The organism is Agromyces sp. Y782, from assembly GCF_059445405.1.
Map to the genome: position 1 here is coordinate 1172231 of NZ_JCAIUG010000001.1, position 24456 is coordinate 1196686.

The 24456-nt window shown below is 70.4% G+C and carries 21 protein-coding genes and 1 pseudogene; 10 read left to right on the plus strand and 12 right to left on the minus strand.

What is annotated here, in order from left to right:
- The first annotated feature begins 47 nt into the window (after nucleotides 1-47).
- From AC1C2S_RS05440 to AC1C2S_RS05470, 7 genes and pseudogenes are all read left to right on the plus strand, one after another.
- On the plus strand, nucleotides 48-965 hold the full coding sequence (locus tag AC1C2S_RS05440; RefSeq protein ID WP_495351514.1) for an ABC transporter ATP-binding protein: 918 nt from the start codon (nucleotides 48-50) through the stop codon (nucleotides 963-965).
- Complete coding sequence (locus AC1C2S_RS05445) at nucleotides 962-1771, plus strand: ABC transporter permease (protein WP_495351515.1); 810 nt, start codon at nucleotides 962-964, stop codon at nucleotides 1769-1771. The genes AC1C2S_RS05440 and AC1C2S_RS05445 overlap by 4 nt, the downstream gene beginning before the upstream one ends.
- Nucleotides 1772-1792: 21 nt before the next feature.
- A complete protein-coding gene (locus AC1C2S_RS05450; RefSeq protein ID WP_495351516.1) occupies nucleotides 1793-3073 on the plus strand; it encodes a sensor histidine kinase in 1281 nt (426 codons plus the stop codon).
- A complete protein-coding gene (locus tag AC1C2S_RS05455) occupies nucleotides 3070-3708 on the plus strand; it encodes a response regulator (RefSeq protein WP_495351517.1) in 639 nt (212 codons plus the stop codon). Before AC1C2S_RS05450 ends, AC1C2S_RS05455 begins: the two co-directional genes overlap by 4 nt.
- Before the next feature lie 60 nt (nucleotides 3709-3768).
- Complete coding sequence (locus AC1C2S_RS05460) at nucleotides 3769-5472, plus strand: long-chain-fatty-acid--CoA ligase (RefSeq protein WP_495351518.1); 1704 nt, start codon at nucleotides 3769-3771, stop codon at nucleotides 5470-5472.
- A gap of 14 nt (nucleotides 5473-5486) precedes the next feature.
- Nucleotides 5487-5585, plus strand: a pseudogene (locus AC1C2S_RS05465) (RNA-binding S4 domain-containing protein); the annotation flags it as partial.
- A gap of 84 nt (nucleotides 5586-5669) precedes the next feature.
- Nucleotides 5670-5939, plus strand: a complete 270-nt coding sequence (locus AC1C2S_RS05470; protein WP_495351519.1) for a hypothetical protein — start codon at nucleotides 5670-5672, stop codon at nucleotides 5937-5939.
- A 70-nt stretch (nucleotides 5940-6009) separates the two neighbouring features.
- On the opposite strand, the gene AC1C2S_RS05475 is transcribed toward AC1C2S_RS05470, so the two are convergent.
- Together AC1C2S_RS05475 and AC1C2S_RS05480 are read right to left on the minus strand one after the other, a co-directional pair.
- Nucleotides 6010-6678 carry a LuxR C-terminal-related transcriptional regulator gene (locus AC1C2S_RS05475; RefSeq protein ID WP_495351520.1) on the minus strand — a complete coding sequence of 223 codons (669 nt, stop codon included), beginning with the start codon at nucleotides 6676-6678 and terminating at the stop codon, nucleotides 6010-6012.
- Nucleotides 6671-7903, minus strand: coding sequence for an ATP-binding protein (locus AC1C2S_RS05480; RefSeq protein ID WP_495351521.1), 1233 nt, complete (start codon nucleotides 7901-7903; stop codon nucleotides 6671-6673). Before AC1C2S_RS05480 ends, AC1C2S_RS05475 begins: the two co-directional genes overlap by 8 nt.
- Before the next feature lie 142 nt (nucleotides 7904-8045).
- Between AC1C2S_RS05480 and AC1C2S_RS05485 the strand changes: the two genes are divergently transcribed.
- Both AC1C2S_RS05485 and AC1C2S_RS05490 read left to right on the plus strand, forming a co-directional pair.
- The gene (locus tag AC1C2S_RS05485) at nucleotides 8046-9761 is read left to right on the plus strand and encodes a PspC domain-containing protein (RefSeq protein WP_495351522.1); all 1716 of its coding nucleotides are present in this window, start codon (nucleotides 8046-8048) and stop codon (nucleotides 9759-9761) included.
- A 2-nt stretch (nucleotides 9762-9763) separates the two neighbouring features.
- Nucleotides 9764-10162 (plus strand): hypothetical protein, encoded by a 399-nt coding sequence (locus AC1C2S_RS05490; protein ID WP_495351523.1) that lies wholly within the window; start codon nucleotides 9764-9766, stop codon nucleotides 10160-10162.
- A gap of 105 nt (nucleotides 10163-10267) precedes the next feature.
- Here the strand turns inward: AC1C2S_RS05490 and AC1C2S_RS05495 are convergent, their stop codons facing one another.
- The 9 genes from AC1C2S_RS05495 to gabT form a co-directional block, all read right to left on the minus strand.
- Complete coding sequence (locus tag AC1C2S_RS05495; protein WP_495351524.1) at nucleotides 10268-11536, minus strand: UDP-N-acetylmuramate dehydrogenase; 1269 nt, start codon at nucleotides 11534-11536, stop codon at nucleotides 10268-10270.
- A gap of 1 nt (nucleotide 11537) precedes the next feature.
- The gene (locus AC1C2S_RS05500; RefSeq protein WP_495351525.1) at nucleotides 11538-11993 is read right to left on the minus strand and encodes a MaoC family dehydratase; all 456 of its coding nucleotides are present in this window, start codon (nucleotides 11991-11993) and stop codon (nucleotides 11538-11540) included.
- Complete coding sequence (locus AC1C2S_RS05505; RefSeq protein ID WP_495351526.1) at nucleotides 11993-12439, minus strand: FAS1-like dehydratase domain-containing protein; 447 nt, start codon at nucleotides 12437-12439, stop codon at nucleotides 11993-11995. Before AC1C2S_RS05505 ends, AC1C2S_RS05500 begins: the two co-directional genes overlap by 1 nt.
- Before the next feature lie 198 nt (nucleotides 12440-12637).
- Nucleotides 12638-14191 (minus strand): APC family permease, encoded by a 1554-nt coding sequence (locus tag AC1C2S_RS05510; RefSeq protein ID WP_495351527.1) that lies wholly within the window; start codon nucleotides 14189-14191, stop codon nucleotides 12638-12640.
- A gap of 19 nt (nucleotides 14192-14210) precedes the next feature.
- Complete coding sequence (locus AC1C2S_RS05515) at nucleotides 14211-15092, minus strand: universal stress protein (protein WP_495351528.1); 882 nt, start codon at nucleotides 15090-15092, stop codon at nucleotides 14211-14213.
- The gene (locus tag AC1C2S_RS05520; protein ID WP_495351529.1) at nucleotides 15092-16456 is read right to left on the minus strand and encodes a flavin monoamine oxidase family protein; all 1365 of its coding nucleotides are present in this window, start codon (nucleotides 16454-16456) and stop codon (nucleotides 15092-15094) included. Before AC1C2S_RS05520 ends, AC1C2S_RS05515 begins: the two co-directional genes overlap by 1 nt.
- A 165-nt stretch (nucleotides 16457-16621) precedes the next feature.
- Entirely contained in the window at nucleotides 16622-18091 is a 1470-nt protein-coding gene (locus AC1C2S_RS05525) for an NAD-dependent succinate-semialdehyde dehydrogenase (RefSeq protein ID WP_495351530.1), read from the minus strand.
- Nucleotides 18092-18155: 64 nt separating this feature from the next.
- A complete protein-coding gene (locus tag AC1C2S_RS05530; RefSeq protein ID WP_495353200.1) occupies nucleotides 18156-19469 on the minus strand; it encodes a Glu/Leu/Phe/Val family dehydrogenase in 1314 nt (437 codons plus the stop codon).
- Between the two features lie 23 nt (nucleotides 19470-19492).
- Complete coding sequence (gabT, locus tag AC1C2S_RS05535; protein WP_495351531.1) at nucleotides 19493-20896, minus strand: 4-aminobutyrate--2-oxoglutarate transaminase; 1404 nt, start codon at nucleotides 20894-20896, stop codon at nucleotides 19493-19495.
- A 273-nt stretch (nucleotides 20897-21169) separates the two neighbouring features.
- Between gabT and AC1C2S_RS05540 the strand changes: the two genes are divergently transcribed.
- Complete coding sequence (locus AC1C2S_RS05540) at nucleotides 21170-22747, plus strand: PucR family transcriptional regulator (RefSeq protein ID WP_495351532.1); 1578 nt, start codon at nucleotides 21170-21172, stop codon at nucleotides 22745-22747.
- A gap of 52 nt (nucleotides 22748-22799) precedes the next feature.
- Here AC1C2S_RS05540 and AC1C2S_RS05545 read toward each other — a convergent pair whose 3' ends face one another.
- The gene (locus AC1C2S_RS05545) at nucleotides 22800-24272 is read right to left on the minus strand and encodes a GH1 family beta-glucosidase (RefSeq protein WP_495351533.1); all 1473 of its coding nucleotides are present in this window, start codon (nucleotides 24270-24272) and stop codon (nucleotides 22800-22802) included.
- Between the last annotated feature and the right edge of the window lie 184 nt (nucleotides 24273-24456).

Genomic DNA, 24456 nt, shown 5'->3' on the forward strand with positions numbered 1-24456 from the left:
CCGGCCGGACGCTATCGCGGAGATCGCCGAGCGGGCAGTCTCGGAGCATGGAAACAACAGCTCCCGCAACGGGCACCACGGCACAGCGCACGGAAGCCGCAGTGCGGATCCGCGGGCTCCGAAAGAACTACGGCGGGTTCGCCGCCGTCGACGGCCTCGATCTCGACATCGCGCACGGCGAGACCTTCGCCCTGCTCGGCCCGAACGGGGCGGGCAAGTCGACGACCGTCGAGATCCTCGAGGGGTATCGGCTGCGCACCTCGGGCGAGGTGAGCGTGCTCGGCGTCGACCCGGCTCGCGGCGGCCTCGACTGGAAGGCGAGGCTCGGTATCGTGCTGCAGTCGAGCGGTGAGACCGGAGTTCTCACCGTGACCGAGATGCTGCGTCACATCGCCTCGCTCTACCCGAACCCGCGTGACGTTACCGAGGTGATCGCCGCCGTCGGACTCGAGGCGAAGGCGAACACGCGCATCGCCAAGCTCTCGGGCGGCCAGCAGCGACGCGTCGATGTCGCACTCGGCATCGTCGGTCGACCCGAATTGCTCTTCCTCGACGAACCCACCACCGGGTTCGACCCCGAGGCACGCCGACAGTTCTGGGACCTCATCCGTTCACTGAAATCCGACGGCACGACCATCGTGCTCACCACCCACTACCTCGACGAGGCCGCACAGCTCGCCGACCGCGCCGGCGTCATCGCCGACGGGCGACTCGTCGACGTCGGCGGCATCGACGAGATCGGCGGCGTCGAGGCCCGTGTGCCCATCGTGCGGTGGCGGGATGCCGCAGGCGCCACGCGCGAGATGCGCACCGACGAGCCCGGCCTGCTCGTGGCATCCGTCGTCGGTGAACTCGGCCGTGAGCCGGCCGGCCTCGAGGTGATCCGCCCCACTCTCGAAGACATCTACCTGGGGCTCGTGAAGAGCGCGATTCCCGACACCATCGCCGAGGAGGCATTCGCATGACCACCAACCTGCTGGCCCAGGGCGCCTCGCGCCTCGGCGTCGAGACGAAGGCGTACTTCCGCGCACCTGACTCGCTGTTCTTCACCTTCTTCTTCCCGTTCGTGATGCTCGCGATCTTCAGCGCGGCCTTCAGCGCCTCGGGCGAGGTCGGCCCTCCCGGCGCGGAGATCTCGATCGGCGCCCTGTACCTGCCCGGCATGCTCGCCGCCGGCATCCTCCTCTCGGGGGTGCAGAACCTCGCGGTCGACATCGCCGGTGAGAAGTCGAACGGCACGCTGAAACGCCTCGGCGGCACCCCGCTCTCACCGGTCGCCTACTTCCTCGGCAAAATCGGCCAGGTGTTCGTGACCGGAGTGCTGCAAGCGGCGCTGCTGATCCTCGCCGGGTGGCTCGTGCTCGGCGTCGATCTGCCGACGGACCCGGCGAAGTGGCTCACGTTCGCGTGGGTGTTCCTGCTCGGTCTCACGACGTGCTCGCTCATCGGCATCGCCCTGTCGGCGCTGCCGCGCTCGGGCAAGAGCGCGAGTGCCGTCGTCGTGCCGATCGTGCTGCTGCTGCAGTTCATCTCGGGCGTCTACCTGCAATGGAACATGCTGCCAGAGTGGCTGCAGAACATCGCGAGCCTGTTCCCGCTCAAGTGGATCGCCCAGGGCATGCGCTCGGTGTTCCTGCCCGAAGGGTGGGAGGCCCTGGAGCAGGGCGGCGAGTGGAATCTCGGCGGCATCGCGATCGCACTCGGCGTCTGGCTCGTGGTCGGGTTCGTGCTGACGCGAGTCACCTTCCGGTGGATCCGACGTGATTCGTAGTGGGCGTGCGAAGGTAGCTCTGTGCTGAACAGACGATGGTGGGATGTCGCGGCGATCGCCGTGGCATCCGTCATCGTGCTGTTCAGCCTGATGGACCCGCCGCCGTACGGCCCGAACGACTGGGGAGTCTGGGCGACCAGCGCCGCATTCCTCGCCTTCTACTTCGCCTACGCTCGCCGCCATCTCGGGGTTGATCGCCTCGGGCCGCACCTCGCGGTCTCGATCGGGTTCGCTGTGCTCGTCGGCATCGGCAGCTCGTTCGAACCGTCGTTCGCGATCATCCAGGTGTTCGTCTACCCGTTCATCTGGACGACGGCGCCATCGACTCGTGCCGCGATCGCAGCGAACCTGCTCATCGGTGTCGCCCTCATGATCGGGTACTCCGTGCAGCTCGGCCCGGAGGGCATCGTCACGGGGGTCGTCAGTGCGGCGATCTCGGTCGGCTTCAGCATCGCGCTCGGCTTGTGGATCACGCGCATCGCCGCCTACGGTGTCGAACGCGCTGCACTGCTCGACGAACTGCAGGCGGCGCAGGGTCAGCTCGCCGCGATGCACCGCGACGCCGGAGTCGTCGAGGAGCGCGGGCGGCTCGCGCGCGAGATCCACGACACGATCGCGCAGAGCCTGACCGGACTCGTGATGGTGGCCCAGCGCACGGGCAACCGACTCGCTCCGGTCGAAGGCGTCGCCGCGGCATCCGCTCGCGCCGACGTCGAACTCATCGAGCAGATGGCGCGCGACACCCTCACCGAGGCACGTGGGCTCGTCGCCTCACTGGCACCGGTGGATTCGTCCGCAGGGCTCCCCGATGCACTTCGGCGGCTCGCCGCGGGCTTCGAGCGCGAGACGGGAGTTCGGGTCACCGTGACGACGGATGACTCCGAGCTCAGTCGCGACACCGAAGTCGTGCTGCTGCGGTCAGCTCAAGAGGGGCTCGGGAACGTGCGCAAGCACGCCCGGGCCCGGCACGCGACCGTGACCGTCGAGGCCGGCGACGGCGAGGTCGTGCTCACCGTCGCCGACGACGGTGTCGGGCCGGGGGCCGCGGTGCCCGGCGAGTCGGGCTTCGGGCTCGCCGGCATCCGCGACCGGGCCGCCCTCGTCGGCGGGTCGTTCTCGATCGAACCCGGTGAGGCGGGCGGCACCGTGCTGCGCGTCGGCATTCCCCGCGCGCCCGCCTCCGCGCCCGGTCTCGATACTCTCGCTTCGCTCGCTACTCGACCAACGAACACTCCCGCTGGTCGAGTAGCGCCCGACGTAGGAGGACGCGTATCGAGACCCACCACCGAGGAGACCCCATGACCGCCGCGATCCGCATCGTCGTCGCCGACGACCACCCGATCGTGCGCGCGGGCATCGTGGGCCTGCTCGAATCCGAGCCCGGCCTCGAGGTCGTCGGGGAGGCCGCCGACGGCGCCGATGCGGTTGCAGTCGCGGCATCCGAACGCCCCGATCTCGTGCTGATGGACCTGCGCATGCCCGAGCTCGACGGCGCCGCCGCCACCGCGCGCATCGTCGCGGAGGTGCCCGGCACCCGCGTGCTCGTGCTCACGACCTACGAGACCGACGACCACATCCTCGCCGCGATCGAGGCGGGCGCGAGCGGGTACCTGCTGAAGGCGGCGCCTCAGGCGGAGATCGTCGCGGGCATCCGTGCGGTCGCCGCCGGGGAGACGGTGCTCGCGCCGTCGATCGCGGCGAAGCTCGTCTCGCGAGTGCGTGCGGATGCGGCATCCGTCGACCTGCCGTCGCTCTCGCCGCGCGAGCTCGACGTGTTGCGACTCGTGGCCGACGGCCGCTCGAATCCCGAGATCGCCCGTGCGCTCTTCATCGGGGAGGCGACCGTGAAGACGCACCTCCTGCACGTGTTCGAGAAGCTCGAGGTGAGCGACCGCACTCGCGCCGTGACGCGCGCGATGGAGCTCGGGCTCATCTGAGCCGCGGCCGACTCGGATCGGGCACAGCGGATGCCGCCTACGCTTGAAGCGGAGGCACGCATGAACCCGTATGAACACCGGCCATGGCTCGACCACTACGCCGAGGGCGTGCCGCCGACGATCGAAGAGCCGACGCAGACCCTCGTCGACATGATCGACGATGCCGTCGGCCGATTCCGTCGCCGCACGGCGCTCGAGTTCTTCGGGGCCGAGACCAGCTACCGCGAGCTCGGGGCGCAGATCGCTTCGGCCGCCGAGGGGCTGCGCCGGCTCGGCGTCGGTCCGGGCGACCGGGTCGCACTCGTCCTGCCGAACTGCCCGCAGCACGTCGTGGCGTTCTACGCGGTGCTGCGGCTCGGCGCCATCGTCGTCGAGCACAACCCGCTCTATACGCCCCCCGAGCTGCGGCACCAGTTCGAAGACCACGGCGCCCGCGTCGCGATCGTCTGGGACAGCATCGCCGACACGGTCGCGGAGTTCCCCAGCGACATCCGGCCGGAGCACACGGTGGCCGTCGACCTCACGCGGGCGCTCCCGCTGGGCAAGCGGATGGCGCTGCGCCTGCCGATCCCGAAGGCGCGGCGCTCCCGTGCCGCGCTCACCTCGAAGCCGCGCGCGCGGGGGCTCGTGCCGTGGGAGCGTCTCACCTCCCGGCGGGCACTGGCCACGCGGCATCCGCGGCCCTCGCTCGACGACACGGCGGTGCTGCAGTACACGAGCGGCACCACGGGAAGCCCGAAGGGCGCCGTGCTCAGCCACCGCAACCTGCGCGCCAACGCGATGCAGGGTCGCGCATGGGTGCCGGGCCTCCTCGAGGGCGAGGAGGTCTTCTACGGAGTGCTGCCGCTCTTCCACGCCTACGGCATGACCCTCTGCCTGACGGTCGCGATGAGCATCGGCGCCAGACTCGTGCTGTTCCCGAAATTCGACTCGGGTCTCGTGCTCGACGCAGCACGGCACTCGCCGCCGACGTTCCTGCCCGCGGTGCCGCCGATCTACGATCAGCTCGTGCGTGCCACCCAGCACCGCCCGCGTGCACTCCGGAGCATCCGGTACGCCATCTCGGGCGCGATGAGCCTGCCGATCGCGACGGTCGATCGCTGGGAGAGCGCCACCGGCGGGCTGCTCGTCGAGGGCTACGGCATGACCGAGTCGTCGCCGATCTCGCTCGGCAACCCGATGGGGCCGACCCGTCGCCCCGGCACCGTCGGAGTGCCGTTCCCGAGCACCGAGATCCGAGTGGTCGACCCCGACGACCCAGATGTCGACCGGCCGGCCGGCGAGTCCGGTGAACTGCTCGTGCGCGGCCCGCAGGTCTTCCAGGGGTATTGGCGCCGACCGTCGGAGACGGCCGAGACGTTGCTACCGGGCGAGTGGCTCCGCACCGGCGACATCGTGCACGTCTCCGACGACGGCTTCGTCACGATCGTCGACCGGTTGAAGGAGCTCATCATCACGGGCGGGTTCAACGTCTCGCCGTCGGAGGTCGAGGCGGCACTGCTCGCGCACCCCGACGTGCGCGGCGCCGCGGTCGTCGGCCTGCCCCGCGCCTCGGGCGGCGAAGCCGTCGCCGCGGGCGTGGAACTTCGCGAGGGAGCGGTGTTCGACGAGGCCGCGCTCCGCGACTTCTGCCGCACGAGCCTGACACCGTACAAGGTGCCGCGCCGCATCGAGGAGTTCGACGAACTGCCGCGCTCGCTCATCGGCAAGGTGCTGCGCCGCGAAGTGCGCGACGTGCTGCTCGCGCGCGACACGGCTCGGTAGTCTCGCCGCGGGCTGTGCCCGTGAACGGCGAGGTTGATCGCCGACGCGGACGACAGCTGCAGCTCGGAGACATCGTCAGCTTCGATGGACGCACGGTTCGCGTCTGCCCGTGAGGGTACCGATGCGGACGGGAGACAGCACGGGTCTCACGGGCTGCGGGCTGCGGGCTGCGGGCTGCGGACACGAGATAATGAAGCATGTCCTCTTCCGTCGAACGCCGTTCCAATCCGGCTGCCTGGGCCGCGTTCTGGTTCGCGCTGGCCGGCCTCGTGCTCATGCCCATCCCGCTGTTCATCGGGCTGATCCTCGGCGGCGGCCTCTCGATCGTCGCCGCGATCCTCGCCGTGATCGCCCTCCTCAAGGGACTCGCGCGCAGCGGCACGGGCATCGCGCCCGTCGTGTTCGCCGCGATCTTCATCGCGCTCACGTGGGGCGGCATCTCGGTCGGCGGCGGCACTATCTGGTAGGTCGACCGGCCGGCGGTTTCCTGATCGTGGTGTCATTCGGTCTGCGAACCGACGTTCCCGGCGAGCGCGACTACAGCAACCGCCGCGCATTCGCCCATGCCGTGAGCTCGTGGCGGCTCGAGAGCTGGAGCTTGCGCAGCACCGCGGAAACGTGCGTCTCGACCGTCTTCGTCGAGATGAAGAGCTCGGCCGCGACCTCTTTGTAGGCGTAGCCGCGAGCGATCAGCCGCATGACCTCCTGCTCGCGGGCCGAGAGCCGGTCGAGCTCATCGCTCGCCGAGGCCGTCTCGCCGACCGCGGCGCCGAAGGCATCGAGCACGAAACCCGCGAGCTTCGGTGAGAACACGGCGTCACCTCCCGCGACGGCGTGCACGGCGCGACTGACGTCTGCCCCCGACGAGCCCTTCGTGATGTAGCCCCTGGCCCCGGCACGGATGACGCCGACGACGTCTTCGGCCTTGTCCGAGACCGAGAGCGCGAGAAATCGAGTCGAGGGCACGGATGCCGCGGCGCGCCGGATCACTTCGGCACCGCCGCTCGTGCCCGCCGGCACGGCCACCCCGGGCAAGTGCACGTCGAGGAGCACGACGTCGGGCGCGGCATCCGTCACGGCCGCGACGGCGGACTCGACATCGTGCGCCTCGCCGACGACCTCGATGGAATCGTCGAGGTCGGCCTTCAGACCCGACCGGAAGATCGAATGGTCGTCGATGATGACGACCCGCACGCGCTCAGCCACGAACCGTCTCCGTCCATTCGGCCGGGAACCGCAGGCGCACCTCGGTGCCGACACCACCGACGCCCGTGCGCACTTCGCCGGAGCCACCCGAACGGCGCATGCGGCCGATGATCGACTCGCGCACGCCGAGCCGGTCGCCCGGCACCTCGGCGATCGCGAACCCGGGCCCGCGATCGCGCACGAACACCTCTACCGTGTCGGGCGTCGACTCGACGTACACCGACACCTCCCCGCCGGCGTGTCGCGCGGCATTCAGCATCGCTTCACGCGCGGCTGCCGCGACTTCGCCGCTCGCGCTCTCGCGCGACTCCCCCACGACGACGACATCGACCGTCACCGCGTAGTCGATCTCGAGCGCTGCCGCGAAGTCGCGCAGGTCGGTGCCGAGATCGCTGTCGGCCGGAGTGTCGCCCTCGAAGAGCCAGTCGCGCAACTCCCGCTCCTGTGCACGTGCGATGCGTGCGACCTCGCTCGTCGCCCCGGCCCGGTTCTGGATGAGGGCGAGCGTCTGCAGCACCGAGTCGTGCAGGTGCGCGGCGATCTCGCTGCGCTGCTCCTCGCGGATGCGCTTCGTGCGCTCGGCGGTGAGGTCTCGCCACGCGGTCACGAGCGTCGGCGCATAGACGAGCCCGATACCGAGCACCGCGGCGAGCGCTGCCGCGAAGGTCGGCACGGGATACCAGGCTGCATTCGGGCCGAAGACGAGTGCGAGCGCGGTGATCGCGAGCAGCGCCGTCGCGACGATCCGGATGGCGAGTTCGTTGCGAGGGCCGCGTTCGGGGTCGGGCCGGTCGATGAAGGTCGCCCATGCCCCGGATGCCGCGGCGAAGCCAACCCCGGCGAGCACCGCGCCGATCCACCACTCGAGCCCGTTGCCGCCCGCTTGGGCGACGCGCCAGCTCATGACCCAAGCGGTGAGGAGCGACACGGTCGAGGCGACGACGAGCAGCCAGGCGACGGGCGCGCGCCGGGTCGGACGCTCATCGCCCGGCGCCCATGGCGTGAACACCCAGAGCCACACGTAGAGCAGGAGTCCGGCACCGCCGGCGAGGCTCGTCACCACGAACGCGGCGCGCACGACCCAGACCGGCCAGCCGAGGTGGGTCGCGAGCCCCGCCGCGACGCCGGTCGCGACGCACGAGCGCGGGCGCGTCATGCGGGGCGCCGACTCGTGGGTCGCAGCGGCATGCGTCACCGATTCCGCGCTCGACTGCATGAGTGCCATCCAATCAGACTGAGCCGCTTCGCCCCCGGCCCCGGCCCCACGGTCAGGGTCGAATCAGGGATTCACCCCATGGCGGAGCATCCGTCATCGCTGCCAGCATCGAAGCATGGAGACGAACCCGACTGCCCCAGAGGCGGACCCAATGCCGGACGACGCGAATGGGGACTCCGCGGCGCCCGGCACGTCTGCCGATGGGGCGGCCGGGTCGGCTCCATCCTCCGGTGCACCCGGCGCGGCGACACCCGCGCCGGGGACACCCGCGCCGGGCACCGGCACCGGCTTCTACCCGTGGCTGCGCCGACTCGGCGTGCCGCGGCGTGCGGGGTGGCTCGGCGGGGCCTGCGCGGGCGTCGCCGCTCGCCTCGGCATCGACCCGATCATCGTGCGCGGCATCGTCGTGGTCATCGCGGTGCTCGGTGCGCCGTTCGTGCTGCTGTACGCGATCGCCTGGCTGCTGCTGCCCGACACCGACGGCGAGATCCACTTCGAGCGACTGACCCGGGGCGTCGTCGACCCGGCGATCGTCGGCATCGCCGTCATGGGCGTCATCGGGCTCATCCCGCTCGTTCAGGGCGGATGGCTCGGCTGGCGCTGGTGGCCCGACTGGACACCGTACTCGTGGGGCTCGGTCGCCGGCATCGACATCGCCTGGCCGCTGCGCGTGCTGTGGGTGCTCATCGTCGTCGGCGCGATCGTCACGTTCGTCATCTGGCTCGCACGGCGAGCCTCCCAGAACTCCCCGGGCGGCGGTGGGCCGCGAATGGCTTCCGCGGCGACCGCCGCCGCTCCGGGGTACCACTCGACGACAGCGTTCGCGACGGATGCCTCGGCGACGACCGGGCCGGGAACCGCCGGTTCCTCCGCGTCACCGACCAGCACCGCCTACCCTGACATCGGCACCGACCCCGTCGACGGGCTGACCCCTCCGCCTGCCTCCGCCGCACTCGGTACCGCCGCAACCGTGCCGAACGTCGAACCCGCCGTTCCCGCCGAGGGCGCCGATGCCGCCGCGATCGCCGAGTGGCGCGCGCAGCACGAGGCGTGGCGCGTCTCGCACGCCGAGTGGAAGGCGGGCCACGACGACGCCGAACGCGCCGCACGAGCCCTCGCTGCCGCGGAGAACAAGGAGAAGGCCCGCCTGCTCACGGCACAGGCCGATGAGGCGCGAGCGGCGCGACGCGCCTGCCGGCCTCGCGCGAGTGCCGCGTTCGTCTTCGCGTTCCTCGGTCTCGCCGTCGTCGCCGGGTCGATCGCGGCGATCTGGTCGCTCGGCACACCGAATGTGGCCGGGTACGCGATCCCGATCGCCTTCGCGGTCGCGACGCTCCTCCTCGCGGTCGGAATGGTCGTGGCGGCGCTCCGGAGACGACGCAGCGGAGCTCTCGCCTTCACGACGACCATCGCCACGGTGTCGATGTCCATCGCCGTGCTCGTCGCCTCGATCGTTCCGCAGGGATCACTCGTGCCGCCCGGGTACGGCATCTCGCTCGGCCACTCGCAGCAACTCGTGCAGCCGTTCGGCGACGCGTCCTTCTATGCGACACCCTCCCTCTTCGGCGCCTATGCACCCGTCATCGAGCTCCGACAAGGCACCGGCAACTCGTGGATCACGATCGAGGCGGACTCGCAGATCCTGCTCGATGCGAGCGAGGCCGGCCCGATTCAGCTCTTCGTCTACCCTGCCGATGGCTCGGTGAGCACGACCCCGCAGCTCGAAGGGCTCGACCGCGGTGCCCTGATGCTCGGCGGCGAGACGGGGGTCAGCGAGTACCGCCCGGGCGATACCCCCGCCGACGCGAAGATCGTGCTCGAACAGGGATCCGGCATGGTGTACATCGAGATCCGCGAAGGAGCATGACCATGACCACGAGCACCCCGAATTCCGGCGAGCAGGCGCCAACCGCTCCGAGTGACGCGGATGCCGCCGTCACCGCGATCCTCGCCGACTGGGGCGACCCTGCACTCTCCCCACCGGCGGCCACGCCGCCCGCGAGCAGTGACTCCGACGCGAGCGCTGCCGCCGCCCGCCCGACGGTGCGATGGGGGGCCCTCGTCTGGGCGTTGCTCTTCGGGGCAATGGCCGCGACGACCCTCTGGGTCATCGTCGATCCCTCGCGCCGAGATGCGGTCGGCGAGTGGCTCACGACACTGAGCCCGCTCGCCGCCGCCCTCTACGCGGTCGCCGCCGTGGGTGTCATCGTGGCGTTGTTCGGCATCGTCGGCCTCATCCGACGCGGCGAGCGCCAGCGCCGCAGCTGACCCGTCGCCCCGCGACATCCGCACGCTGAAGTGACGCGAATCGACCTCTGCCTGCCCGGCGGGGCTCGATCCGCGTCGCTTCGCCGTCGGAACCGTCGGAGGGCGCTACAGCTCGACGCCGACGAGCACCGGCTCCGGCCGCAGCAGGATGCCGAACTCGGCCTGCACTCGGCTCTGCACGAACCGTGCGAGTGCCGCTATCTCATCGGCGGTCGCGTCGCCGCGGTTCGTGAGCGCGAGCGTGTGCTTCGACGAGATCGCCGCCCGCGAGCCGGGCAGGGCGAACCCGCGGCGCACACCGGACTGCTCGATCAACCATGCGGCCGAGAGCTTCACGAGCGGTTCGTCGGCCGGGGCATCCGTGACGGTCACGGATGTCTCGAGCTCGGCCTGGTGCGCGAGAAACGCGTCGAGTGGCGACTCCGACGCGAGCGCGCCGAGCGGGGTCACCTCGTCGGCCGCCTCGGGTTCGACGTACCACCGCGGAGCGCCGGCGGGCAACGACCGGGCGACGTGCTCGGAGACGATCGGGTTCGTGAAGAACGAGCCGGCGCTCACCGAGTCGGGGTCGGCGGGGTCGAGCACCATGCCCTTCGAAGCACGCAGCGCGAGCACGCTCTCGCGAACCTTGGCGATGGGCACCCGGTCGCCCTGCTGCACGTGCAGCGCGTCGGCGAGCTGCCCGTAGGCGATCGGCCGACCGAGGGCCTCTCCGAGCACCGCCCGCTCGGCGGCGGTGTCGTGCAGTTCGAGCTCGACTGTGACGACGATGCCGCGGAGGCCCTGCTTCAGCACCGAGGTGCGATACCCGAGCTCGAGCTCGGCGGCGGTCATGCGACGGGGAGCGTCGGCTCCCTCGTCGAGGAACTCGATCGCGACGAGCGTCGACTCGAGCTCCTGCCCGTAGGCGCCGATGTTCTGCACGGGCGCCGCACCGACTGAGCCGGGAATGCCCGAAAGTGCCTCGATGCCCGAGTAGCCGTGCTCGACGGTCCACGCCACGAGGTCGTCCCACGACTCGCCCGCCTGCACGCGCAGTCGAGCTGAGTGCTCGCGGTCTCGAGACGCTGCGTCGTCTTGGTCTCGATACGCTCCTTCGTCGCTACTCGACCCGAGCCTCGACCCCAGGCTCGACTCATGCGGAGGCAGCACCTCGATGCCGCGCGTCGCGACGCGGATCACCGTGCCATCGAAGCCCTCGTCGCCGACGAGCAGATTCGAGCCGCCGCCGAGCGCGAGCCACGGGGCATCCGTCGCCCATGCCTCGTTCGCGACGTCGACGAGGTCGCGCTGCGTCGTCGCCGTGACGAGTCGGTCGATCGGCCCGCCGACCCGCAGGGTCGTGAGCTCCGAGAAGCGGATGTCGCCGCTCATGTCAGGCGCTTGGATCGAGTAGCGCGGAGCGCGTGTCGAGATCGACGCGCACTTGCGCCTTGCCGAGCACGGTGTCGTCGCCGAGCTTGACGGTGAGGTCGATGCGGGCGACGGTCGCTGCCTCATCGAGCAGGCCGACCTTCGCGGTGACCGTGACAGTCGCACCGGTCTCGGGGTCGACCACGACGGGGCGAGTGAACCGCACCTGGTAGTCGGCGATGCGGCCGGGATCGCCGGCCCAGTCGACGACGGGCTGCACGGCGAAGCCCATGGTGAGCATGCCGTGGGCGAGCACGCCGGGCAGGCCGACCTCGGCTGCGACGTCGTCGCGGTAGTGGATCGGGTTGAAGTCGCCCGAGGCGCCGGCGTACCGCACGAGCGAGTCACGGGTGAGCGGGAACGACTCCTCGGCGACGATGTCACCGACGGTGAGGGATGCGAAATCGGGAGTCGGCATCAGTCTTCTCCTCGCACGACGAGCTGCGACAGGGCGGTGACCACGTGGGCGCCATCGGCATCGACGATGACGGACTCGGCGACGACGATCGAGTGGGCGCCGAGCGACTTCACGCTCGAGACGGTGAGGGTCGCGGTGAGCAGGTCGCCCGCGACCACCGGGCGGGTGTAGGTGAAGCGCTGGTCGCCGTGCACGACGCGGGAGAAGTCGATGCCGGCGTCGGGCTCGGCGAGCAGCTGGGCGAGCGTGCGCTCCTGCACGACGATCGGGAACGTCGGCGGCGCGACGACATCGGCGTACCCGGCAGCACGCGCCGCTTCGGGGTCGAGGTTGATCGGGTTCGTCGCGAAGACGGCGCGGGCGAACTCGCGCACCTTCTCACGACCGACGAGGTAGGGCTCGGTCGGCGGGAGGACCCGCCCCTGCAGCTCGGGGTTCACTGGCACCCCGCCAGTCTATGCAGTGGGCCAGAAATCGCCGGTCGAGTAGCGCCGGTCGAGTAGCCACCCGTCGAGTAGCCGCCGGTCGAGTAGCGCCCGACGAAGGAGGACGCGTATCGAGACCCCTCGCGAGGTCTCGCTTCGCTCGCCACATGACCAACGGGTGAGTCAGCGCTTGCCGACGCCGAGCCACCTCGCGACCGCTCAGTCCTCTGCGACCGCCCGCGAGAGCGTCTCGCCACGGAAGAACGCTGGGCGCTTGCGCCACTGCCAGAGCATGATGACGGCGCCCGAGAGCAACACCACCATGCCGAGCACGAAGACGAGCCCGAGGCCGAAGACCGACGAACCCGATCCGTAGTCGGGGTCCATGCTGTCAATCAGGGTCGTGAAGAACAGCACTCCGAGGATCACGCCGCCGACGAGCGGGAACAGGAGCGTGAAGAAGAAGTTCCGCACGGAGCGGAACCACACCGAGCGGAAGAACCAGACGCACGCGAACGCCGTGATGCCGTAGTAGAAGCAGATCATCATGCCGAGGGCGGTGATCGTGTCCCACAACACGTTCTCGCTCACGAAGCGCATGACCGCGTAGAAGGCCGATGCCACGATCGCCGAGACGATCGTCGCGTACCCGGGCGTGAAGAAGCGCGGGCTGACCTTCGCGAACTTCTCGGGCAGGGCGCCGTAGTGCCCCATCGCGAGCAGGGTGCGCGCCGGTGAGACGAAGGTCGACTGGAGTGAAGACGCCGAGCTCGTGAGCACCGCGAGCGAGACGAGCACCGCGAGCGGTCCGAGAATGGGGCCGGCGAGATGGAAGAACACGTTGTCCTGGATGTCGGGGTTGCCGAGACCGAACTCGCCGGTGCCGACGCCCGCGAAGGCGATGAGCGAGACCGCGATGAGCAGGTAGAGCACCACGATCGTGACGACCGTGATGGTCGCCGCGCGGCCGGGCGTCTTCTCCGACCCGCGGGTCTCCTCGTTCATCGTGAGTGTGACGTCCCAGCCCCAGAAGATGAAGATCGAGAGCGAGAGGCCTGCCGCGAACGCCGAGAACGAGTCGATGGCGAACGGGTTGAACCACGACCAGTCGATCGCAGTCGCATCGAACGCATCGCCGTTCGCGACCTCGACGAGCGCCGCGACGGAGAAGATCACGAGCACGAGCACCTGGAAGCCGACGAGCCAGTACTGCAGCTTCTGCGTCGTCTGCATGTCGCGGTACGAGATCCAGGTCGCACCGAGCATGAACAGCAGGCACGTCACGACGTTGACGAGCGGGTTCGCGGCGATGTCGGCGATCTCGGGATTGCCCGCGATCTGCGAGATCAACAGGAAGAGGAAGTCGACGGCGATGCCCGCGAGGTTCGACAGCACGAGGATCGTCGCAGCGACGAGCCCCCACCCGGCGAGCCAGCCGACCCATGGCCCGAACGCGCGCGTCGCCCACGTGAACGAGGTGCCCGAGTCGGGCATGCGGCGGTTCAGCTCGCGATAGCCGAAGGCGACGAGCAGCATCGGGATGAACCCGACGAGGATGATCGCCGGCACCTGCACGCCGACCTCCGACACCGTCGGGCCGAGCGCAGCCGTCAGCGTGTACGCGGGCGCAATGCACGAGATGCCGATGACGATCGCGCCGATGAGGCCGACCGATCCCGCTGAGAGCCCCTTCTTCGAGATGCCGTGCTCGGAGCCGTCGATGGCGCGGGATGCCTCCGTGAGCGGGGCTGTCGATTCTGAGGGATGCGTCATTGCGGTCTCTTTCAGTGGGTCAGTGTGCGCTGGCGTTCGCGGTGCGCGGCACCACGATCATCGGCACCGGCAGCTCGCGCAGCATCTTCGCCGCCGTCGAGCCGAGGAACAGGCGGCTCGGTGTCGCGAGCCGGTTGGAGCCGACGAGCACGAGCTCGCCCGCATGCCAGTCGAGTGATTGCACGGCGGCCTCGATGGTGGCGCCTTTCGCCGTGACGGCGGTGGCCTCCACGCTGGAGGGTAGCGCGCGCCGGGCGGCGAGCAGCACCTCGTCGGCGTGCACGGTGCTCGTGAGGTCGGCGAGTTCCTCGTCCAGGCCTGCGGGCAGGTCGATGGAGACGAGCGAGAGCAGTCGCAGCGGCGCATGGGTCAGGCGTGCAAGGCGAACGGATGCCTCGAGCAGCCCCTCGGCGCCGGGACGCGTGCCGACCGCGGCGGTGATGCGGGTGACGCCCTGCCCGGGCGACACCTCGCGCGAACCCGCGGGCGCGAGCGCCACCGGCACGTCGGAGGAGTGCAGCAGTTCGTTCGCGACCGAGCCGATGCGCGAACGCCCGAGGATGCCGCCGCGCGCCGCGCCGACGACGACGAGCATCGCCTCGAACTCGTGCGCGGCCGCGATCAGCCCTTCGGCGAACGACTCCGCGTAGCGGATGTGCAGCGACTGGGCGACATCGTCGCCGAGCGCGGCGGAGGCCTCGGCCAACCACGTGCGCGAGCGTTCCCTGAGGAATCGTTCGTATCCGGCATCCGTCGGCACGACGCTGTTTCGGGCTTCGCTCGGCAGCACGATGACGACCTCGAGCACGGCCTCGCTCGCTCGTGCGATGCGCGTCGCGAGCGCGAGCGCGTCGGCGCCGCTGTCGTTGGCGATGTAGCCGACGACGATGCGGGTGGGCATCACTGCCCCCCGAGGATCTCGGCGGCGACCTCGCGGCCGACGCGAATGGCACCGTCGACGTGCTGGTAGCCCTTGCCTGCCATGTCGGAGCACGAGAAGTGGATCGGCCCGACCGGCGTGCGGAGGTCGGCGCCGTAGCGCGCGAGACCGCCCATGTCGAAGCTCGCGGCGTAGGCGCCGCGGGTCCATTCCTCGGAACCCCAGTCGCTCTCGTAGTAGACGACCGGGTCCAGCGTCTCGGGCCCGTAGTAGTGCGACATCGACTCGAGGATCTTGGTCTTTCGCTCCGCTGCCGTGAGCGAGAAGACGCCGTCGGCCTCCTCGTCGGAGACGAAGCCCACGAGGGTGCCGCGCGGGTCGCCGTGGTTCGTGTTGTCGTAGGCCTCGTGGCACAGCTCGTACGGGCTGAACGCCGTGCCGCTGAGTCCCGCATCTCGCCAGAACGGCGTCTCGTAGACGGCGTGCACCTTGATGACGAAGCCCATCGAGAGGTGCTGGTGCAGCTGCTGCTGGCGACGCGGCAGCGGCGGCTCATATGAGATGCGGCTGATCAGAATCGGCGGCAGCGCGAGCACGAGGTGCTTCGCGTGCACCTCGAGGGAGTCCGTCACCGCGACGACGCCCGAAGCCGGAGCACCCGGGCTCCAGCGAACGGTGCGCACGGGTTGGCCGAGGCGCACCGCGTTGCCGAGTCGCTCGGCGAGACGCAGCGGCACCTGCTGGAGGCCGCCGACGACCCGCTTGTCGAGGATGAAGTCGGCGTCGACGAGGTTCGAGAACGAGCCCGCGGATGCCGCCATCAGCAGCGCCTGCAGCGCCGAGAACGCGTGCGCGGGCTTCGTGAGCATGGCACCGGCGATGAACATGGCGACGTTCAGGCGCGCCTCGAGGTCATCGGTCTGGGTCTCGAGCCAGTGCGCGAACGAGATCTCGTCGAGCTCTTTCGCGCGCGGGTGCGCCCACGGCCGGTCGGGGTCGATCTCGGCGACGAGGGCGTCGAGCTTCTCGATGAGGCCGACGATCTCGTTCTCGGTCTTCACCGGCACCGGGAAGATGTCGCCCTCGAACCTCTTCAGCACGCCGTCGGGCCCGATGTAGACGTTCTCGCCCTCGCGGTAGCGCGAGTACATCTCGAGCCCGAGTTCACCCAGTGTCTCGATGAGCGCGTCCTGGTCGGGCGAGACCCACTGGCCGCCGATCTCGAGCATCGCGCCGTCGATGTCGTCGGTCCAGAGGCGGCCGCCGATGCGGTCACGGGCCTCGAGCACGACGACGGACTTGCCGGCGTCCTTCAGCCGGTTGGCGGCGGTGAGTCCGGATGCCCCGGCGCCGACGATGACGACGTCGCAATCGATGCGTTCCATGGTTCCTGCTCCTGTCTCTGCGCGAACTGCGTTCGTCGTTCGAGTAGGCCCGTCAGGGCCGTCCACCCGCTGGTCGAGTAGGCCCGCCAGGGCCGTATCGAGACCCCGTCACGGATCTCGATACGCTCGCTTCGCTCACTACTCGATCAACGGATGGTGCCTGGCTCAGCTCACCGGGATGAGCGTGTACTTCGTGTCGAGGTACTCGTGGATGCCCTCGAGCCCGCCCTCACGGCCGATGCCCGACTGCTTGATGCCGCCGAACGGCGCTGCGGCGTTGGAGACGAGGCCCGTGTTCAGGCCCATCATGCCCGTGGCGAGACGGTCGATCATGCGGTGACCGCGCGCGAGGTCTTGCGTGAACACGTAGGAGACGAGACCGAACTCGGTGTCGTTCGCGAGGCGCACGGCCTCGTCTTCGGTCGAGAAGGTCGTGATGCCGAGCACCGGGCCGAAGATCTCCTCACGCAAGAGGCGCGCGTCGGCCGGCACCGAGCCGAGCACGGTCGGGGCGTAGAACGTGCCCTCGCCTTCGATCGGGCTGCCGCCGACGAGCACCGTGGCGCCCTTGCCGACCGCGTCGCTCACGAGCTCGTCGGTCGAGGCGACCGCCTTCGCGTCGATGAGCGGGCCGATCGCGACGCCGTCTTCCGTGCCGCGGCCGACGCGCATCGCCCGCACCCGCTCGGCGACCCGGGTGCCGAACTCCTCGGCGATCGACTCGTGCACGATGAAGCGGTTCGCCGCGGTGCACGCCTGCCCGATGTTGCGGAACTTCGCGAGCATCGCGCCGTCGACGGCCTTGTCGAGGTCGGCGTCGTCGAAGATGACGAACGGCGCGTTGCCGCCGAGTTCCATCGAGGTGCGGAGGATGCCCTGGGCCGCCTGCGCCATCAGGCTGCGGCCGACCTCGGTCGAGCCCGTGAAGCTCAGTTTGCGCAGGCGCGGGTCGGCGATGATCGGGCCCGAGACCTTGGACGACGTCGACGTCGCGATGACGTTGACGACTCCGGCCGGCAGGCCCGCTTCTTCGAGCAGTTGCACGAATGCGAGGGTCGTGAGCGGCGTGAGGGCCGGGGGCTTGATCACCACGGTGCATCCGGCCGCCAATGCCGGGGCGATCTTGCGCGTGGCCATCGCGAGCGGGAAGTTCCACGGCGTGATGAAGAACGACGGGCCGACGGGCCGCTGCGAGACGATCATGCGGCCGGTGCCCTCGGGGTTCAGGCCGTAGCGGCCCGAGATGCGCACGGCCTCTTCGCTGAACCAGCGCAGGAATTCGCCGCCGTAGGCGACCTCGCCGCGCGCCTCGGCGAGTGGCTTGCCCATCTCGAGCGTCATGAGGAGCGCGAACTCCTCCTTGCGCTCCTGAAGCAGGTCGAAGGCGCGGCGCAGCAGCTCGCCGCGCTCACGCGGAGCGGTCGCAGCCCACGCGTCTTGTGCGGCCACCGCGGCGTCGAGCGCACGGATGCCGTCGGCGACGGAGGCATCCGCGATTTCCTTGATGGTCTCGCCGGTCGACGGGTCGGCGACGGCGAGGGTCTTGCCGCCCTCGGCGTCGACCCACTTGCCGCCGATGAAGAGCCCGCCCTTGACCTTGTCGAGCACGGTGGCTTCCAGTGTGGCGTTCGTCATTCGTGTGCTTTCCGTTCGATGTTCCGTGAGTGGCGGTGCGGGATCCGGTCGGTCTGTCGGTCGGTCAGGGGTAGAGCCCGCGCAGCTTGTGCGCTTCAGCGACGCGTTCGACGGCGAGCGCCGTTGCCGCGGTGCGAAGCGAGAGCCCGCGCGCCTCGGCGTAGCCCAGCACATGCTGCCATGCGCTGAGCATCCGCTCCTCCAGTCTGGACTCCACCTCGTCGGCGCGCCACCAGTACGCCTGGTTCGCCTGCACCCACTCGAAGTACGAGACGATGACGCCGCCGGCGTTCGCGAGGATGTCGGGTACGACGAGCACGCCGCCCTCGCGCAGGATGCGGTCGGCGGCAGGGGTCGTTGGGCCGTTCGCGCCCTCGACGACGACCTTCGCGCGCACTCCCCCGGCATTGCCCTCGTGCAGCACACCCTCCACGGCGGCCGGCACGAGCAGGTCGACCTCGAGGGTGAGCAGCCCTGCGCCGTCGAGCGCCTCGGCGCCCGGGAAGCCCACAACCGATCCGGTCGTCCGCACGTGGTCGGTCAGCGCCTCGATGTCGAGGCCGCTCGCATTGAACACGGCGCCGTACTGGTCGCTCACCCCGGTGATGGAGACGCCGGCCTCGGAGAGGAACCGCGCGGCATCCGCACCGACCTTGCCGAAGCCCTGCACCGCGGCGGTCGCCCGCGACGGCTCGATGCCGGTATGCCGCAGCGCCGCGAGCGCGATGTGGGTCACCCCTCGGCTCGTCGCCGAAGCCCGCCCTTGCGATCCGCCGAGCGAGATGGGCTTGCCTGTCACGATGCCGGGCACCGTGTAGCCCATGTTCACCGAGTACGTGTCCATGATCCAGGCCATGGTCTGCTCGTCGGTGCCGATGTCGGGCGCGGGGATGTCGCGCTCCGGGCCGATGATCGGCAGGATCTCGCTCGTGTAGCGGCGGGTCACGCGCTCGAGCTCGGCCATGGAGTGCTCGCGGGGGTCGATCGCGACGCCGCCCTTCGCGCCGCCGTACGGCACGTCGAGCAGGGCGCACTTCCACGTCATCCACATCGCGAGCGCCCGCACCTCGTCGAGGTTCACGCTCGGCGCGTAGCGCAGGCCGCCCTTGGCGGGGCCGCGCGAGAAGTTGTGCTGCACGCGGTAGCCAAGGTAGAGGCGGCTCTCGCCCGAGTCCATGCGCAGCGGCACGGCGACGCTCAGCTCGCGGCGCGGAGTCGCGAGCATCTGGTGCAGTCCGTCGGTGTAGCCGAGCAGCCCGATCGCCTCGGCGAGCTGCGAGCGCGCGTCGGCCAGCGGGGTGGCGATGTGCGGGGCCGCAGCATCCGAGCGAGCGCCGGTGCTCGCCGGATCTGGCGCGGCATCCGATGCGGTCGACATCGTCGTCGCCGCGAGGAGGTCGGTCATGCGGTCTTCAGTCCTTCCGCGACGACGCCGAGGCCGTCGACGAGCAGTTCGTCGGAGATGGTGAGCGGCGGCAGGAAGCGGATGACGTTGCCGTAGGTGCCGCACGTGAGCACGACGACGCCGTTCGCGTGAGCGTACGTGGCGACCGCATTCGTGAGCGCGGCATCGGGCGCGCCGGTCTCTGGGTCGACGAGTTCGATCGCGACCATCGCGCCGCGACCGCGAACGTCGCCGATACGGGGGTCGGCGGTGCGCAGTGCGTTGAGCCGGCCGATGAGCACGGCGCCGATCTCGCGGGCACGCACGATGAGGCTGTCTTCTTCGTAGGACTCGATCGTCGCGAGCGCCGCGGCGCAGGCGAGCGGGTTGCCGCCGTAGGTGCCGCCGAGGCCGCCGGCCGCCGCGGAGTCCATGATCTCGGCGCGGCCCGTGACCGCCGAGAGCGGCAGGCCGCCGGCGATGCCCTTCGCCGTGACGACGAGGTCGGGCACGATGCCCTCGTGCTGGCTCGCGAACCAGGCCCCGGTGCGGGCGAACCCGGTCTGCACCTCGTCGGCGATGAAGACCACGTCGTTGGTCGCGGCCCACTCGACGAGGGCCGGGAGGAAGCCCGCGGCGGGCACGATGAAGCCACCCTCGCCCTGGATCGGCTCGATGATGATCGCGGCGAGGTTCTCGGCGCCGACCTGCTTCTCGATGACCGAGATGGCGCGGGCCGCGGCATCCGCACCGCTCAGCCCGCCGTCGCGGAACGGGTAGCTGAGCGGGGCGCGGTACACCTCGGAGGCGAACGGTCCGAAGCCGCTCTTGTACGGGATGTTCTTCGCGGTGAGGCCCATCGTGAGGTTCGTGCGGCCGTGGTAGGCGTGGTCGAACGCGACGACGGCCTGCTTCTTCGTGAAGTGGCGGGCGATCTTCACCGCGTTCTCGACGGCCTCGGCGCCCGAGTTGAAGAGCGCCGAGCGCTTGACGTGGTCGCCCGGGGTGAGCGCGTTGAGCTTCTCGGCGACGGCGACGTAGCCCTCATACGGCGCGACCGTGAAGCACGTGTGGGTGAAGGCGTTCAGCTGGGCGGTGACCGCCTCGACGACGCGGGGGTTCGCGTTTCCCACGCCGGTGACGGCGATACCCGAGCCGAGGTCGATGAGCGAGTTGCCGTCGGCGTCGATGATGACGCCGCCGCCCGCGGCGACCACGGAGACGGGGATGGTCGTGCCGACGCCCGCGGCAACGGCCTCGGCCTTGCGTGCCATGAGGTCCTGCGAGCGTGGGCCGGGGATGGCGGTGACGAGACGGCGCTCTTGTGGGAGCGCGGGTCCTCCGGCGATGGTGGCCGGGGTGGCCGGGTGGGCCGGGGTGGCCGGGTGGGCCGGGGTGGCCGGGGTGTCGACGAGAGTCATGGATGCTCCGATTCGAGGTGACGACGGTGGCTTTGCGGCCATGCTAGGTCGCGGCCCGCGGATGCCCCAGCGCCACTGTGTACACTCGTGCACTGGTTCATCGACACGAGGTACACCGCGCTCGAGGCATCCATTCACCGCGCGCACCTCTCCCGACGTCCGCTCCATTCCGGGGGTGATTTCCCGCCACGAATGGGCCTTCGGGGCGCACTATCTGTCGCAGAACAACCCCGGGAACGGAGTGAGCATCGAGGAAGAGAAGGTAAAGGCGCAATGAAGCCCACCGTGCAGACCCTGCTCGACCGAAGCGAGCTCGGGCTCGGGCTGCTCACCCCTGCCGACGCGATCGCACCGGGCGCACTCCAGGCCCCGGTCGTGTGGGCGCACAGCTCCGACCTGCCCGACCCGACGCCGTTCCTCGACGCAGGCCACCTGCTGCTCACGACCGGCACGCAGTTCGGCGACGCGACGCCCGACGGCGCAGGCCCCCCTGACGGGTCATCCGACGACGACTTCGCCGCAGCCTACGTGCGGCGCCTGCGCGAGGTGGGCGTCGCGGCCCTCGGCTTCGGCACCGAGGTGATTCGCGCCGGCACGCCGGAATCGCTCATCGACGCCTGCACGCGACAAGGCCTGCCGCTCTTCGAGGTGCCCTACCGGGTGCCGTTCATCGCGATCGTCCGCACGGTCGCCGACCTGATCGCGGAGGACGCCTACGCGCGCCGCACCTGGGCATTCGCCGCGCAGCGCGCCATCTCGCTCGCGGCCCTGCGACCCGACGGACTCTCCGCGACGCTCGCCGAGTTGTCGCACCGCATCGGCGCCTGGGTCGGACTCATCGACGCGACCGGGTCGCTCGACCGCGAGGCGCCGTCGGGCGGGCTCGACCAGCCGCTGCTCGGCGAGGTCATCGGCGAGGCCCGTTCGATGCTGCGGCGCGGGCAACGCGCCAGCCGCACCCTGCAGGCGGGCGGGTCCACGGATTCACCCCAGCGGATGACGCTGCAGACGCTCGGCAGCGGCGGAGCGCTCCGCGGGGTGCTCGCGATCGGCGACTCGGCCGAGCTCGACCAGGCCGGCCGTGAGGTCGTCACGTCGGTGATCGCGCTCGCCGGGCTCGCGCTCGAGCAGAACCGAGACCTCGACCGGGCGCGCGGCCACTTGCGCTCAGGCCTGCTCCGCGGCATCCTCGCTGGCGACACCGCGCTCGCCGAGCGCGTCGCGACCGAGATGTGGGGTCCGCTTCCGGCGGCGCCGGTGCGCATCGCAGTGACGGATGCCCCGCTCGCGGGCGCCGACCGCCTGACCGAGCTGCTCGAGCTGCGTGTCGAAGAGCGGGGCGGCCGGCTCTTCTTCGGCCGAGCCGACGAGCAGTTCGTGCTCGTACTCGAGGAGTCCGACACCGGCCTCGCCGATGAGCTCGCGGCAGAGTTCGAACTGCCGGTCGGGCTCTCCGATCCCGTCGGCACGGGTGGCATCGCACTCGCCCACGAGCAGGCGATGCGGGCGCTCGAGCGTGCGCGCGAGTCGGTCTCGGGCGTCGTGCTGTTCGACGAGATCAGTCGTCAGGGCGTGCTCGCGTTCCTCGCGCGCACCGATGCCCGAGCCGTCGCCCTCGCGACGCTCGCCCCACTCGCCGAGCACGACGCCGCGAACGGCACCGCCCTGCTCGCCACGGCGCGGGCATGGCTCGAGCACGGCGGCCAGTACGACGCCACAGCGCAGGCGCTGGGGGTGCACCGGCACACGGTGCGCAGCCGCATCGCGCACGCCGAGCGGCTGCTCGGCCGTGACCTCTCGGGCTTCCATGCGCGCGCCGACCTCTGGGCGGCGCTCCTCGCCGTCGACTGACGTCGCCTCGCGCGAGCGCGTCAGGGCGTCAGCGCGTCAGCGCGTCAGCGCGTCAGGGCAGGTGATGCCCGCGCTCGCGCGCGATCAGCTCGCGGTACCAGGCGTAGGAGTCCTTCGGCGTGCGCACGCCTGTCGCGAAGTCGACGTGCACGAGCCCGAACCGCTGCGTGTAGCCCTCGGCCCACTCGAAGTTGTCGACGAGCGACCAGAGGTAGTAGCCGCGCACGTCGACGCCGAACTCGATCGCGCGGCGCACCGCGGCGATGTGCTCGTCGAGATACGCGATTCGCCGTTCGTCGTGCACGGCGCCGTCGACGAGCTCGTCGGGGAAAGAGGCACCGTTCTCGGTGATCACGATCGGCGGCAGCCGGTCGCCGTAGTCGTCTTGCAATGAGACCAGCAGGTCGGTGAAGGCGGCCGGCACGATCGGCCAGTCGAACCCGGTGACCGGCACGTCATCGAAGTCGACGGGTTCGAACGGCAGTCCGGCGGCGGCGAACTCCGAGCCCTCGGATGCCGCGGCGACACGCGTCGGGTTGTAGAAGTTGACCCCGTAGAAGTCGAGCGGTGCGCCGATCACCTCGAGGTCGCCGTCTTCGAGGCCCGGCATGGATTCCAGTCCGAGTCCCGAGAGGTCGGGGTAGGTGCCGGTGAGCACGGGGTCGGCGAAGACCCGGTTGTACACGAGGTCGAACGCACCTGCGGCGAGACGGTCGCCCGGGGCATCCGTCGCCGGCACCACGAGGGTGTGATTGTTCGTGATGCCGACCTCGGCGTCGCCGCGCGCGCGGATCGCGGCGACGGCGAGCCCGTGCGCGAGCAACTGGTGGTGCGCGGTCGGCAGCGCGCCCATCATGAGGGCGTGTCCAGGCGCTTGAGTGCCGAGGGCGTACCCCTGCAGGGTCGTCATCGCGGGCTCGTTGAGGGTGATCCAACGGCCGACGCGATCGCCGAGCCGGTCGACGACGAGCTCGGTGTAGTCGGCGAAGTGTCGAGCGGTGTCGCGGTCGAGCCAGCCGCCGGCGTCTTCGAGGGGCTGCGGCAGGTCCCAGTGGTAGAGGGTCGGCACGGGTGCGATGCCGGCGGCGAGCAGCGCGTCGACCAGTCGTTCGTAGTAGTCGAGCCCTGCCTCGTTGGCCGGGCCGGTGCCGCCGGGTTGCACGCGCGGCCACGCGATCGAGAAGCGGTAGTCGTCGACGCCGAGCCCTGCGAGCAGCGCGACGTCGTCACGGAAACGCCGGTAGCTGTCGGCGGCGACCTCGGCGTTCGCCCCCTCGAGCACGCGGCCCGGGGTGCGCGTGAACACATCCCAGATCGACTCGCCGCGTGCGTCGGCACTCGTCGAGCCCTCGATCTGGAACGCGGCCGTGGCGGCGCCCCACCGGAATCCCTGGGGGAACGGCGCCAGCTCGGCCGTGAGATGGGAGGAGGCGGCAACGCCCATGGGAACCTCGCTGTTCGTCGGCAGTTCACGGTCAGCGGATGCCGCGGCATCCGTTCGCCCGAAGTGGGACGCTCGACCCACTCTGGCAACGTTAGGCCCGCGAGCCCGATCAGGGAAGAGTCGTCATCGACCCATCAACCGGGTGGCGGCGGCATTTCAGCGAGGTCGGGCCACTTCAGCGCGATCGCGGCGACGCGCGCACAGAGCGGCCATCGCCTCGCGCCACTTCCGCCCCGCGCGCGCCCGGCGTACTCTGGAGCGAGCG